General features: G+C 68.0%; 16 protein-coding genes and 1 tRNA gene. 6 read left to right on the top strand and 11 right to left on the bottom strand.

The features are described from left to right. Positions 1-52: 52 nt before the first annotated feature. The 10 genes from hpf to rplU form a co-directional block, all read right to left on the bottom strand. The gene (hpf, locus tag AC3IPP_RS14290) at positions 53-703 is read right to left on the bottom strand and encodes a ribosome hibernation-promoting factor, HPF/YfiA family (protein WP_087140389.1); all 651 of its coding nucleotides are present in this window, start codon (positions 701-703) and stop codon (positions 53-55) included. A gap of 72 nt (positions 704-775) precedes the next feature. Beyond that, on the bottom strand, positions 776-2293 hold the full coding sequence (gene rpoN / locus AC3IPP_RS14285) for an RNA polymerase factor sigma-54 (RefSeq protein WP_489149450.1): 1518 nt from the start codon (positions 2291-2293) through the stop codon (positions 776-778). Between the two features lie 109 nt (positions 2294-2402). Beyond that, complete coding sequence (gene lptB / locus AC3IPP_RS14280) at positions 2403-3203, bottom strand: LPS export ABC transporter ATP-binding protein (RefSeq protein WP_489149449.1); 801 nt, start codon at positions 3201-3203, stop codon at positions 2403-2405. A 6-nt stretch (positions 3204-3209) separates the two neighbouring features. Beyond that, positions 3210-3710 carry an LptA/OstA family protein gene (locus tag AC3IPP_RS14275; RefSeq protein ID WP_489149448.1) on the bottom strand — a complete coding sequence of 167 codons (501 nt, stop codon included), beginning with the start codon at positions 3708-3710 and terminating at the stop codon, positions 3210-3212. Beyond that, the gene (lptC, locus tag AC3IPP_RS14270; RefSeq protein ID WP_489149447.1) at positions 3707-4369 is read right to left on the bottom strand and encodes an LPS export ABC transporter periplasmic protein LptC; all 663 of its coding nucleotides are present in this window, start codon (positions 4367-4369) and stop codon (positions 3707-3709) included. The genes AC3IPP_RS14275 and lptC overlap by 4 nt, the downstream gene beginning before the upstream one ends. Positions 4370-4377: 8 nt before the next feature. Beyond that, positions 4378-4992 carry a ribonuclease D gene (locus tag AC3IPP_RS14265; protein ID WP_489149446.1) on the bottom strand — a complete coding sequence of 205 codons (615 nt, stop codon included), beginning with the start codon at positions 4990-4992 and terminating at the stop codon, positions 4378-4380. A 161-nt stretch (positions 4993-5153) separates the two neighbouring features. Next, positions 5154-5240: transfer RNA gene (locus AC3IPP_RS14260), tRNA-Leu, on the bottom strand. A gap of 124 nt (positions 5241-5364) precedes the next feature. Then, on the bottom strand, positions 5365-5898 hold the full coding sequence (locus AC3IPP_RS14255) for a GNAT family N-acetyltransferase (RefSeq protein ID WP_489149445.1): 534 nt from the start codon (positions 5896-5898) through the stop codon (positions 5365-5367). A 177-nt stretch (positions 5899-6075) separates the two neighbouring features. Further along, entirely contained in the window at positions 6076-6360 is a 285-nt protein-coding gene (gene rpmA / locus AC3IPP_RS14250) for a 50S ribosomal protein L27 (RefSeq protein WP_087140382.1), read from the bottom strand. Positions 6361-6457: 97 nt separating this feature from the next. Further along, positions 6458-6946, bottom strand: a complete 489-nt coding sequence (rplU, locus tag AC3IPP_RS14245; protein WP_087140381.1) for a 50S ribosomal protein L21 — start codon at positions 6944-6946, stop codon at positions 6458-6460. Positions 6947-7254: 308 nt separating this feature from the next. Here rplU and AC3IPP_RS14240 point away from each other — a divergent pair, with 308 nt between their 5' ends. From AC3IPP_RS14240 to AC3IPP_RS14225, 4 genes are all read left to right on the top strand, one after another. Beyond that, positions 7255-7914 (top strand): hypothetical protein, encoded by a 660-nt coding sequence (locus tag AC3IPP_RS14240; RefSeq protein ID WP_087140380.1) that lies wholly within the window; start codon positions 7255-7257, stop codon positions 7912-7914. A gap of 86 nt (positions 7915-8000) precedes the next feature. Continuing rightward, positions 8001-8987 (top strand): cation diffusion facilitator family transporter, encoded by a 987-nt coding sequence (locus AC3IPP_RS14235; RefSeq protein ID WP_489149444.1) that lies wholly within the window; start codon positions 8001-8003, stop codon positions 8985-8987. A 49-nt stretch (positions 8988-9036) separates the two neighbouring features. Continuing rightward, positions 9037-10131 carry a CobW family GTP-binding protein gene (locus AC3IPP_RS14230; RefSeq protein WP_489149443.1) on the top strand — a complete coding sequence of 365 codons (1095 nt, stop codon included), beginning with the start codon at positions 9037-9039 and terminating at the stop codon, positions 10129-10131. Then, on the top strand, positions 10128-10337 hold the full coding sequence (locus AC3IPP_RS14225; RefSeq protein ID WP_087140377.1) for a DUF2093 domain-containing protein: 210 nt from the start codon (positions 10128-10130) through the stop codon (positions 10335-10337). Before AC3IPP_RS14230 ends, AC3IPP_RS14225 begins: the two co-directional genes overlap by 4 nt. A gap of 12 nt (positions 10338-10349) precedes the next feature. On the opposite strand, the gene AC3IPP_RS14220 is transcribed toward AC3IPP_RS14225, so the two are convergent. Then, on the bottom strand, positions 10350-11036 hold the full coding sequence (locus AC3IPP_RS14220; protein ID WP_489149442.1) for an alpha/beta fold hydrolase: 687 nt from the start codon (positions 11034-11036) through the stop codon (positions 10350-10352). A gap of 146 nt (positions 11037-11182) precedes the next feature. Here AC3IPP_RS14220 and AC3IPP_RS14215 point away from each other — a divergent pair, with 146 nt between their 5' ends. Together AC3IPP_RS14215 and mtgA are read left to right on the top strand one after the other, a co-directional pair. Beyond that, a complete protein-coding gene (locus AC3IPP_RS14215) occupies positions 11183-12148 on the top strand; it encodes a WD40 repeat domain-containing protein (RefSeq protein ID WP_087140375.1) in 966 nt (321 codons plus the stop codon). Between the two features lie 40 nt (positions 12149-12188). Next, a complete protein-coding gene (gene mtgA / locus AC3IPP_RS14210) occupies positions 12189-12896 on the top strand; it encodes a monofunctional biosynthetic peptidoglycan transglycosylase (protein WP_087140374.1) in 708 nt (235 codons plus the stop codon). The last annotated feature ends 187 nt before the right edge of the window (positions 12897-13083 follow it).

Raw genomic sequence — 13083 nt, 5'->3', positions numbered from 1 at the left:
ATTGGCGGAAGGGCGGGTGCTCTTTAGCGCCTTCGCCCCTCCTGAGGAAGCCTCAGCCGACGGCTTGAACCGCGGCGCCCTTGGTCGTGCGTTGCGGATCGATCCAGCCGACGTTGCCGTCGGGCCGGCGATACACCACGGCCAGGCCGCCGTGGGCGGCGTTGCGGAACATCACCAGCGGATAGCCGGTCATGTCCAGTTCGGCCACCGCGCGCCCCACGGTCAGGGTGCGAATCTCGGCCTCGGTCTCGGCGATGACCATGCCCACGGGGGGCGGCTCGCCCGGCAGACCCGCCTCGCCGAACTCCTCGTCCTCGACAGTGTCGGGATCGCGAAAGATGGTCAGGGCGGCGACTTCGCGCGCCGCGTTCTCGGTCTTCTCGGGCGACAGGCCCTTGGGCCCGATGTGGTGGTCCTTGAGGCGGCGCTTGTAGCGACGCACGCGCTTCTCGAGCTTGGCCAGGCTGTCGGCGAAGGCCGCCTGGGCGTCGCCGCCGAAGCCGGTCGTCACCAGCGACTGGCCCGAGGCCAGGCGCACCCAGCAATCGACCCGGAAGCCGTGTCGATCCTTGGACACCACGACCTCGGCGTCCTGGGCGCCGCGGGCGAAATACTTGCCGATGCCCTCTTCGAGTTCCTGGGAGATGCGCGAGCTTAGCGCTTCGCCGACATCCACTTGCTTGCCGCTGACTTGGATCTTCATGTCCCTAGAACGCGACTGACTGGCTTTGGTGTCAATGCCGATCACCGATTTGTGGTGACGCTTGAGAAGGGGTCAGCCGGCCTTCATCAGGCGGCGGCGCTGGATCGACGAGGGAATGCGCAGCGCCTCGCGATATTTCGCCACAGTGCGTCGCGCGATGTCGATGCCGGCCTCGTTCAGGATCTCCACGATGCGGTCGTCGCTCAGCACGTCGCCGCCGCCGGATTCGCCGTCGATCATCGTCTTGATTCTCTGGCGCACGGCCTCGGCCGAGTGGGCCGCGCCGCCGTCACTGGACTGGATGGCGGCGGTGAAGAAGAACTTCAGCTCGAACACCCCGCGCGGGGTGGAGACGTATTTGTTCGAGGTCACGCGGCTGACCGTCGATTCGTGCATCTCGATGGCCTCGGCCACCGTCTTGAGCGTCAGGGGCCGCAGGAACTCGACGCCGAAGGCCAGGAAGGCGTCCTGCTGGCGCACGATCTCGGACGCCACCTTCATGATGGTGCGGGCGCGCTGGTCCAGCGACTTGACCAGCCAGCTGGCCTGGGCCGCGCAGTCGGCGACGAAGGTCTTTTCCGTGTCCGATCGGGCGCCGGCCGCCACCACGGCGTGATAGCGTTTGTCGACCAGCAGGCGGGGCAGGGTGTCGGTGTTCAGCTCGATCCGCCAGCCGCCGGCCGGGTCGGGGCGCACATGGACGTCGGGCACGACCGTCTGGGCCGGTTCGCCGCCGAAGCCGGCGCCGGGGCGCGGCGTCAGGGCCTTCAGCTCGGCGATCATCTCGACCAGATCCTCGGCGTCGACGCCGCAGACGCGACGCAGCCCGGCCAGGTCGCGTCGCGCCAGCAGCTCCAGATGGTCCAGCAGGGCGTCCATGGCCGGATCGAAGCGGTTGCGCTCGATCAGCTGCAGCTTCAGGCATTCGGGGATGGAGCGGGCCATGACGCCGGTCGGCTCGAAGCCGTGGCAGACGGCCAGCACGGCCTCGATGCGCGCCTCGTCCACGCCTAGCCGCTCGGCGATCTCGCCCAGGTCGGCGCGCAGATAGCCGCCCTCGTCCGTGGCGTCGATCAGGGTCAGGGCGATGGCGTGATCGGCGGGGCCGAACCCGGCGGCCGAGGCCTGGGCCTGCAGATGCTCCCACAGCGTCTCATCGCGCTGGTCGGGGCGCTCGCGCTCCTCGCCGTCGGCCAGGCCGCCGCCGGAGCCGGCGCGGGACCAGTCGGTCAGGCCGGGCTGGTCGGTCGCCTGATCGTCCTGGCGGTCGCTGACGCGCTCGCCGGGAGCGGCGTCGCCGTAAAGATCGTCGGCGCCGGCGTCCAGGCTCCGGGCGTGAACGTCCGAGCCTTCGTCAAAGCGCATCTCGCCGTCGCCTTCAGACGGGGCGGCGTCATTGGCGGCCTCGGGCGCGTTCTCGGGGGCGGGTTCGCCCTCATCCCGTTGCAGCAGGGGATTGCGCTCCAGCTCGCCCTCGACGAAGGCCTCCAGCTCAAGGTTCGACAGTTGCAGCAGCTTGATCGCCTGCTGCAGCTGGGGCGTGATGACCAGCCCCTGCCCCTGCCTGACCTCCAGCCTCTGACCGATCACGTCGTTTCAACCCCGCACGCAGGCGCTGTTGGCCCGCTTCTTGCTGGGATCATGGATCGGAAGCCGTTAACGCGAGGCGAACAGGCCTGCGCGCAAAGCCTTGCGGGCGTCAGGAGTACATTTCGCCCAGGTAGACGCGGCGCACCTCGGCGTCGGCGACGGCCTCGTCGGCCGTGCCCTCGAACAGCAGCGAACCGGACGAGATGATCGAGACGCGGTCGATGATGTCCAGCGTCTCGCGCACATTGTGGTCGGTGATCAGCACGCCGATGCCCTGGCTGGACAGATAGCGGATCACCTGGCGGATGTCGGCGATGGCCAGGGGGTCGATGCCCGCGAACGGCTCGTCCAGCAGCATGAAGCTGGGGCGCGCGGCCAGGGCGCGGGCGATCTCGACGCGGCGCCGCTCGCCGCCCGACAGGCCGGTGGCCGGGGCGTGGCGCAGGTGGTCGATGCGCAGCTCTTCCAGCAGGCGGGTGGTCTCGTCACGCACGCCGGCGGCGGTCTTCTCGCGCAGTTCGACCACGGCCTTGACGTTCTGCTCGACCGTCATGCCGCGGAAGATCGAGGCTTCCTGCGCCAGATAACCCAGGCCCATGCGCGCGCGCTGGTACATGGGCTGCTGGGTGATGTCCTCATTGTCCAGCCAGATCGAGCCGCTGTCGGCGGGGATCAGGCCGGTGATCATGTAGAAGCAGGTCGTCTTGCCCGCCCCGTTGGGGCCCAGAAGGCCGCAGACCTCGCCGCGCTGGACGTTCAGGGAGACGTCGCGCACCACCTGCCGCTGGCCGAAGCTGCGGGCGATGTGTTCGACGCGCAGACCCGTGGGGCGCGCCTCTTCGGCCGTCGGCGTCGCCGTCTCGACGGCGGACGCGTCTCGGTTCAGGGCTGAGAGTTCCTTGCGCGCCACGCGGGGTCAGTTCCCTTGCGGATAGAAGACGCCCTGGACGCGGCCGTTGCCGCCGCCGCCCTCGATGCGCGCCGTCTCGGTGCGGACGTTGTAGACGAGGCGGTTGCCGGTCAGCACGCTCTTGCCCTGGGTCAGGATGACGTCGCCCGTCACCACCACATTGCCGTCGTTCAGCGTGTAGACGGCGCGGTCGCCCTTCATACTCTGGTCGGGGGTGACGAAGTAGACCTCGCCGGTCGCTTCGATGCGGGTCAGGTCGCCATTGGCGGTGAAGCCGCGGATGGCGCTGGCGCGCAGGCGGTTGGAGCCCTGGGTCACCTCGGCCCGCCCGCGCAGCGAGAAGCCGCCGGGCGTGTATTCGCCGGAGTCGGCACCGTACTGGACCGGCTGTCGGCTGGCGTCGGCGCGGTTGGCGGACGTGTTCTGGGCGCCCGAAACGGCGGGAAGGGCCAGGGCGGTCATCAGGACGGCGCCCGCGATCGTCAGCTTGGACTTGGACATGTTCATCGGTCGGCTCCGGCGGGATTGATCGTCCCGCTTACCTTGTTTTCGCCCTGGCCGTTGAAAACGACCCGCTGGCCTTGATCATAAATCGCATAAGACGAAGCATCGATGCTTCCAAGGGGGCCGCGACCCTGCACGCCCTTGTCGCCGGTCACCACGCCGGTTTCGGTGTCGACCACGGCTTCGGGCGTGACCAGAGTCCAGCCCGTGCCGCCGTCGGTGATCTTCACGTTCGGGCCGATGACGACCTTGCGCTGGGTTTCCAGATAGGTGCCGCCGTCGGCCGTCAACTCGGTCGTCTTGCGCGCGCCCAGGTTCAGCCGCAGCAGGGGGGCCACCAGGCGGAAATGGCCGGTCGCCGGATCGCGCACCGCGCCCTGGGCGCCGATGACGAAGGAGCGACCCTGGGAATCCTGTCCGTGGAACATGGGGTTGTCCAGGCGGATCTCGCGGCTTTCGCTGGCCTTGCGCTCCACGCCCGACATGACGGTGCGGAACACGGTCCAGGTCAGGGCGCCCCCCGCCAGCATCAGGATGACGATGGGCAGGACGCGCCGATACAGCCGCACCCGCTGCGCGCGCGCGCGCCAGCGCGCCCCGGCCTGGGCGACCCGGAGCTCGTCGGCGCGTTTTTGCGCGTCCTGGGCGTCGCGGTCGGCCATGGTTCTCCTCAGGCGTGGGCGAAGATGTCGATCTCGTCCCAACCGGCCAGGTCGAGGCGCGAACGCATGGGCAGGAAGTCGAAGCAGGCCTGGGCCAGCTCCATGCGGCCCTCGCGGACCAGCATGTCGTTCAGCCGGTTCTTGATGGCGTGCAGATACAGCACGTCCGAGGCGGCGTAATCCATCTGCGCCGGGCTCAGTTCCGCCGCGCCCCAGTCCGAGCTCTGCTGCGCCTTGGACATGTCGATCCCGGCCAGTTCGCGGGCCACGTCCTTCAGGCCGTGACGGTCGGTGTAGGTGCGCGCCAGCTTGGAGGCGATCTTGGTGCAGTAGACGGGCCGCGTCTCGACCCCCAGGTGCAGTTCGAACATGCCGATGTCGAAGCGGCCGAAGTGGAAGATCTTCAGCACCTTGGGATCGGTCAGCACCCGCTTCAGGTTGGGGCAGTCGTAGGCCGGACGGTTCAGGCGCACGACGTGGGCGTTTCCGTCGCCGGACGACAGCTGCACCACGCACAGCGGATCGCGGCGGAAGCGCAGGCCCATCGTCTCGGAATCGATCGCCACCTCAGGGCCCAGGTCGAGGCCGTCGGGCAGGTCGCCTTCGTGGAAATAAACCGTCATGCAGAAACTCGTCAGTCGTTCAGTCCGTAACATAGACGAACCGCGCGCTATCGCTAGGACGCAAGCTCGACCTTTGCTGTCACGGCCGTCGTAAAAGGAAAGGGGAGGGCCGAAATGACAAACGGCGCCGCATCCGATCGGATACAGCGCCGTCTGAGAAATGGTGCCCAGGAGAGGACTCGAACCTCCACGGCCGTTAAGCCACTGGCACCTGAAGCCAGCGCGTCTACCAATTCCGCCACCTGGGCCCGGTGGGTCGCCCCGCCGAGGCGCGGACTAATAGGGGGGACCCTCGGGGCGGTCAACAGCCTTTTTCCGCTTTCGTGAAAAAACTGCACCGTTGACTGAAAGCCCCGCGATTTCCGCGCCCTATCAGGCCAGCCAGACCATCATCCGCGTATCGGCGCTCTCGCCCCGCGCGCGGCTGAAGGCCGGACGGGTCTCGCCGGTGTACAGGAAGCCTGCCTTCTCCAGCACGCGGCCCGAGGCCGGGTTATCGGCGAAGTGGCCGGCCATCAGGGCGCGGCGCTTCCAGCGCGTCGAGGCCCAGACCAGGGCGCCTTCCAGCGCCTCGGTGGCGTAGCCCCGGCCCCAGAACTCCCGCCCGACCCAATAGCCGGCTTCGGGCACGGCGTCGGTGTTCTGGAACATGCCGATGACGCCCACGGGACCGTGGTCCTCGTGCTCGATCAGGAAGGTGTTGGCCCGCTTCGGGTCCTGGGACGCCACCTGCAGGACGAAGTCCTCGGCGTCGTCGACGCGGAAGGGGTGGGGCATCCGCTGGGTCATGCGGGCGATGTCGTGGTCATTGGCCAGGGCCGCGATCCGCGTCACGTCCTGGGCGCCGGGGGCGCGCAGCAACAGGCGCCGCGTCTCGACGACGGGAGAGGTTTCGATCACGCACATGGTTCGGCCTCGATGTCTTCGGCGCCGCCTCCTTGGAGGGCTCGGGCGGCATTCGAGGCGGGGAAACGCAAACGGGGAGCCTGGTGATCCAGACTCCCCGCGGAAAATTTTCCCTTGGTCCGGATCGGCTGCTGTCGAGAGCAACGCGATCCGGGGAAATACTGTCCTGGCTTCGCGTTACTCGGCGGCCATCGCCTGGGCGTCGTCGTTGGCCGGGAGAATCGACACGTAACAACGGCCGCCACGTTTGGTGGTGAACTGCACCGAGCCGGTCACAGTGGCGAACAGGGTGTGGTCACGGCCCAGGCCGACGTTGGTGCCCGGGTGGAACTTGGTGCCGCGCTGACGCACGAGGATGTTGCCGGCCAGCACGCGCTCGCCGCCGAACTTCTTCACGCCAAGGCGCTTCGACTCTGAGTCGCGACCGTTGCGCGACGAACCGCCAGATTTCTTGTGAGCCATCTTGCTGCTCCTCTTCCTTGGTGCGCTACCGCCCGTTCGGGCTGCTTGAGCGCTCCATCTGTCCTGCTAGGCGCTGATCCCAGCGCCGGTGAAAATCTTAGGCTTCGGCGCCTTCGGCGGCGTCAGCCTTGGCGGCCTTCTTGGCCGGAGCCTTCTTGGCCTTCGGAGCTTCAGCTTCGACGGCTTCGACGCGCGGGGCCAGACCACGGGCGCGAGCGTTGATCTCGGCCTTGGTCATCAGGTCGACCGTGCCGTCCCACTTGGCCTTCTCGCCGGCGCCTTCGATGCCGGTGATGCGCAGGACCGATTCCATCTGACGATGGCCGTTCGTGCGGCGATAGCCCTGACGACGGATCTTCTTGAAGATCTTGATCTTCTCGCCCTTGCGGGTCTCGATCAGCGTGGCTGCGACAGCGGCGCCGTCGATCAGCGGAGCGCCGACCGTAACACCCTTGTCGCCGCCCAGCATGAGGACTTCACCGAAATTGACGGCAGCGCCAGCGTCGCCGTCGATCTTCTCGACAACAATCACATCGCCCGGTTGAACCCGGTACTGCTTTCCGCCGGTCTTGATCACCGCGTACATTTGGAAGCCTCAGCGTGAACGCAAAAATGGATGCGCCCGCCAGGAGACCCTGCGGGCGAAGAGCGGCGACATATACGGATGGTCACGGAAGAGTCAACGTGAAAGGGCGGCGTCCGGGGCGAAAACCCGCACGGAACCTGTTCCTGGCGGACTCTGTGGCCCGATTGCACGGGTGACGCAATGGGCGACACAGGTTGTTCGCGCGCGTATGCGAGCCAAGGGTGCGGCGACGCGGCGTGGCGTCGCGCGTGAAGATTCTTCGCCGATTCTTCTCGATTGTTATAAGGTAACATTCTAAGGGAGCGGCCATGTCCTCTCCCGATCTCGCCGAGCCGGTTCTGCTGTCGCTTCTGGGCGGCGGTTTCGTCGCGGCCTTTCTGCATGCGGCGCTGCCGACTCATTGGCTGCCTTTCGTCCTGGTCGGCCGCGCCCAGCGCTGGAGCGTGGCGCGGGTGATGACCGCCGTGGTCACGGCCGGGCTGGCGCACATCGTGTCGACGGCTCTCGTCGGCTCGCTGATCGTGGCGGCGGGGCTGGCGCTGAACCGCTGGGTCGAGGGGCTGCTGCCGCACCTGTCGGCGGCGCTGCTGTTCCTGTTCGGCGCCTTCTACCTGGCCAAGGCCTCGCTGAAGCGTCCCGCCACGGCGGGCGGACCGGCGGCTGAACTGGCCGAGCCCGCGGTTTCGGACAAGGCGGCCTTCTGGGGCCTGGTGTTGATGATGGCGGTGACGCCGGGCGAGGTGCTGCTGCCCATCTATCTGTCCTCGGCGACCGAGGGCGTGGGGGCCCTGGCCCTGTTGACCCTGACCTTCGCGGCGGGAACGGTCCTGGGCATGACCCTGCTGGCCGCCCTGGCGACGGCGGGCTACTCTATCCTGCGGCTGGAGCGGTGGGCGCGTTATGAAGGCGCCATCCTGGGCGGAGCGCTGATCCTGATCGGCTTCCTGGTGCTGACGCATCAGCACTGAGTTTCGATAGGTTATACATTTACATTCAAAGACTTATGTTCTGCGGGGCTTGACCTTCCCGCGCGGGAAGACCTAGCTGAGCGGACATGGCGCACGATCACGCACACGGCCATGACGGCCACGATCATCACGATCACTCCCACGACCATGACCACGGTCATTCGCACGGCCATGGCCATTCGCACGGCTTCGGCGGGCACCACCATCATGGCCCGACGGATACGGGCGATTGGCGCTACGCCGTCGGCTTGATCATCAACCTGGCCTTTGTCGTCGCCGAGTTCACGGCCGGCTTTATCGCCGACTCCACCGCCCTGATGGCCGATGCGGGCCACAATCTGTCCGATGTGCTGGGTCTGGCCATGGCGGGCGGGGCGGCCTGGCTGGCGCGCCGCGCGGCGGGACCGAAGCGCACCTACGGCTACGGCAAGGCGACGGTGCTGGCGGCCCTGGGCAACGCCCTGCTGCTGATCTTCGCCTGTGGGGCCATCGCCTTCGAGGCGGTGCGTCGCCTGGCCGAACCCGCGCCGGTGGCTTCGGGCGTCATCATCGTCGTGGCCGGGATCGGCTTCTTCATCAATCTGGGCACGGCCCTGCTGTTCATGAAGGACCAGCACAAGGATCTGAACGTGCGCGGGGCCTATCTGCACATGATGGCCGACGCCGCCGTGTCGTTGGGCGTGGTCATCGCCGGCGTGGTCATCCTGTTCACCGGCTGGTCGCTGATCGACGGGATCGTCAGCCTGATCATTGTCGCCGTCATCATGATCGGCACCTGGGGCCTGCTGAAGGATTCTGTGAACCTGGCTCTGGACGCCGCGCCGAACGGGCTGGACGTGAGCGAGATCCGCGCCGCCTTCCTGGCCCTGCCGGGGGTGACGGCGGTGCACGACCTGCACGTCTGGGGCCTGTCGACCACGGACGCGGCCCTGACCGCCCACATCGTCCATGAACGTCCCGACGGCGACGCCCTTCTGGCCGAGGCGCAGGGCCTGGCGCGCGGCCGCTTCGACATCAGCCACACGACGCTGCAGCTGGAAACGGGCGTCCTGCCGGATTGTCCGACCTGCTGAGCGGTTTCGCCTCTTCCCAAGGCGGCCCTCAGCCGCCATCTAGCGAGCCATGACCCAGAAGACTCCCGTGACCGTCCTCACCGGCTACCTCGGCGCCGGCAAGACCACCCTGCTGAACCGCATCCTCACCGAGGATCACGGCAAGCGCTACGCCGTCATCGTCAATGAGTTCGGCGAGATCGGCATCGACAACGATCTGGTGGTCGGCGCCGACGAGGACGTGTTCGAGATGAACAACGGCTGCGTCTGCTGCACGGTGCGCGGCGACCTGATCCGCGTGGTCAACGGCCTGATGAAGCGCCAGCGCCCCGGCAAGCCCGCCTTTGACGCCATCATCGTCGAGACGACCGGCCTGGCCGACCCCGGCCCGGTGGCCCAGACCTTCTTCGTCGACGACGAGGTCAAGGCCAAGACCCAGCTGGACAGCGTCACCGCCCTGGTCGATGCCAAGCACGTCATGGCGCGTCTGGACGATTCCAAGGAGGCGCGCGAGCAGGTGGCCTTCGCCGACCGCATCATCTTGAACAAGATCGACCTGGTGGACGAGGCCGCACTGGCCGACGTCGAGGCCCGCCTGCGCGCGCTGAACCCGCTGGCCCCCATCGTCCGCGCCGAGCGTTCGAACGTGCCGCTGGATCAGGTGCTGGGCCTGCACGCCTTCGATCTGGACCGCATCCTTGAGGTCAAGCCGGACTTCGTGAACCCGCCCCACGGCGCCGAGGGCCACGTCCACGACGAACACTGCGGCCACGATCACGGGCATGATCACGTTCATGACGAGCACTGCGGCCATGAGCATCATGACCATGACCACCACGATCACGGCCCGCGCGGCCATGCCCACAATGACGACATCAAGGGCGTCTCCCTGACGCTGGACCGCCCGCTGAACGGCGCCAAATTCACCGCCTGGCTGGACAAGCTGCTGGGCGAGCAGGGGCAGAACATCCTGCGCGCCAAGGGCATCATCGACGTGGCCGGCGAGGACCGCCGCCTGGTCTTCCAGGCGGTTCACATGATCCTGGAGGGCGACCTTCAGAAGCCTTGGGGCGAGGCCGAACGCCGCTGGAGCCGCGCCGTCTTCATCGGCCGCGATCTGGACGAGGCCGCCCTGAAGGCCGGGTTCGAGGCCTGCGCGGCATGAACCCGCCACCCCGCCCGCGCGCCGAAGCCAAGCTGATCTACGGCACGCCCGAGTTCGAGATCGTGCAGCACGGCGACCACGTCCGCTGCGCCGTCTCCGGCGTCCCGATCCCGCTGGAGGCTCTCAACTACTGGAGCGTCGAGCTTCAGGAGGCCTATGCGTCCGGCGAACTGATGACCCAGCGCTGGGTCGAAACGCACAAGTAACGCCCTCTCCCATCAGGAGAGGGACGCGAGCCACCCCGTCATCACCCGCGCCAGCGCCTTCGGCTGTTCCAGCGGGATCATGTGGCCGGTGTGCGCCACCGTCTCCAGCGTCGAGCCTGTAATTCCCCGCCGCAGTTCCTCCGCCTCCTCAGCGCTGCGCAGCCGATCCGTGTCCGCCGCCACGATCAGCGTCGGCTGAGCGATCTCTCCCAACCGGTCCAGATCGCCCGCCCGCGCCATCGCCGACTGGCGATGAAACACCTCGCCGCCCAGCCTTAGCCCCATGTCCCGCACCCGCGCGATCATCGCCTCGTCGTCCGCCAGATCGGGGTGCAGGGACGAGACGATGGCTGGACGGCTCAATCCCTTGAAGGCCTTCGGCGGCGCCTTCAACGACGAGCGCCGCTGGCGGATCAGCTCTTCGGTATCCCCGCGCGCCGAGGTGGCGATCAGGATCAGGGCCTCGACCCGCTCCGGCGCGATCCGCGCCAGTTCCCGCGCCACATAGCCGCCCATGGAAAAGCCCACGGCGACGAACCGATCCGGCGCATCGCTCAGGATCGCCGCCGCCATGCTCTCGATATCCTCGCCCCGGCTGAGGTCGGTGGCGATCAGCGGCCCGAACGGGGCCAGATCGTCGGTCATGGCGTCCCACAGGGTCGCATCGGCCATGAAGCCGGGAATGAGCAGCAGGGTCATGGCCCTCCTCATAGACCCGCCACGCGACAGACGCGACGGGGCAGCCATGACAGGTTTGAGCGAAGATCTGAGCTCACATGCGTTCGCATGTGAGCCGATTTCGCTCTATGAGGCGCATCCGACTTTCCTTGCGTGTGCGAGCCGATATGACGACCTTCTCCTTCGACGCCCAGGTCACCGCCGCCCTGTTCGACAAGACGGGCGCGATCTTCGCCCTGGGCGACGGCTCGGTGCGCTTCGAGAGCGGCGCCCGCAGCGAGGTCCATGACGGCGCCGTCCTGTGCGCCTGCGTCCACCCCTCGGGCGAGGGGATCGTCACCGGCGGCGACGACGGCAAACTGGTCTGGAGCCGCGAGGGCGAGGCCGTCCTGCTGGCCCAGACCAAGGGACAGTGGATCGACGCCGTCGCCGCCTCGGCCGAGTCCGGCCTGATCGCCTTTTCCTCGGGCCGGACGCTGAGCGTGCTGGACGTCAAGGATCCGCACTTCCGCCGCGACTTCCAGCACGAGCGCACCGTCTCGGGCGTGGCCTTCGATCCCAAGGGCCGCCGCATCGCCGCCTCGACCTATGGCGGCGCCTGGCTGTGGTACGCCCGCATCGAGCAGCAGCAGCCGACGAAGCTGGCCTGGGCCGGGTCGCACCTGGCCGTGGGCTTCGCGCCCGACGGCGCCTATGTCGTCACGGCCATGCAGGACAACCAGCTGCACGGCTGGCGTCTGAAGGATCAGAAGAACATGCGGATGGGCGGCTATCCGTCCAAGATCAAGAGCTTCGCCTTCATGGCCAAGGGGCAGCTTCTGGCGACCTCGGGCGCGCAGGGCGTGGTGTTGTGGCCCTTCGTCGGCTCCAACGGGCCGATGGGCCGCGAGGCGACCGAGATCGGCTATGACGAGACGACCCTGATCGCCCAGGTCGCCGCCGCCCCCGCCCACGGCCGTCTGGCGGCGGGGCTGGAAGACGGGCGCGTCTGGTGGGCCGACCCGGCCGGGCGCGGGCTTCAGTTCGTCAAGCAGGACAAGGGCGCCCCCATCACCGCCTTGGCCATGAGTTCCGGCGCCGCCCGCATCGCCTGGGCCGACGAGGACGGCCATGCGGGCGTGGCCTCGCTCTGATCGCGCTTGCGCTGAAGCTTGGCTGAGGCAGGATGACGGTATGACCCGCGCAAAGGGCCGCAGGCGGCGGCCGATCCTGACCCTGCTCGTGATCCTGGCCCTGTTCCCGCTGGCCGGGGTGGCGGTGCATCGTTTCCTGCCGCCGCTGGCGACCATCCTGATGGTCAAGCAGGCGGCGGCCGGGCACGGCATGGACTATCGCTGGCGTTCGCTGGACCGTATATCGCCGCGTCTGGTCGAGGCGGTGATCGCCGCCGAGGACGCCCGTTTCTGCCAGCACCACGGCTTTGACGTTGAGGCGATCCAGAAGGCGATGGAGGCCAATGAGCGCGCCGAGCAGCGCGGCTCGGACAAGAGGCGCGGCGCCTCGACCATCAGCCAGCAGACCGCCAAGAACGTCTTCCTGTGGCCCGGCCGCGACTGGGTCAGGAAGGGGCTGGAGGTCGGCTACACCGGCCTGATCGAGATCGGCTGGGGCAAGCGGCGGATCATGGAGATGTACCTGAACGTCGCCGAATGGGCGCCGGGCGTCTACGGCGCCGAGGCCGCCTCGCGCCACTGGTTCAACAAGAGCGCGGACAAGCTGACGGCGCGCGAGGCCGCCCGCCTGGCCGCCATCCTGCCCAGCCCGCGCCGCTACAACGCCGGATCGCCCGGTCCCTATGTCCGCCGTCGCGCCGCCCGCATCCAGGCCGCCATGGGCACGGTGCGCGAACAGGGTCTGGACGCCTGCGTCGACCGCCGCTGAAGCCGGCCGTTTCGCAACCCGCCGTTAACCGTGAACGGGGGGCCAAGCCTTAACGGACCCGCGTCATGCTGAGGTCGACTGCGGACCTGTGCGTCCGCGCCGAGGCAGCCGGGGTTTGGCAAGACGATGGACCGACTGAAACGCGCCTGTGGGGCCGCCGGCCTGAAGAGCCTGGCCTCGCGCTTCC

It is taken from the genome of Brevundimonas sp. KH_060, from assembly GCF_057838275.1.
This window is presented reverse-complemented; position numbering and strand designations above follow the sequence as displayed.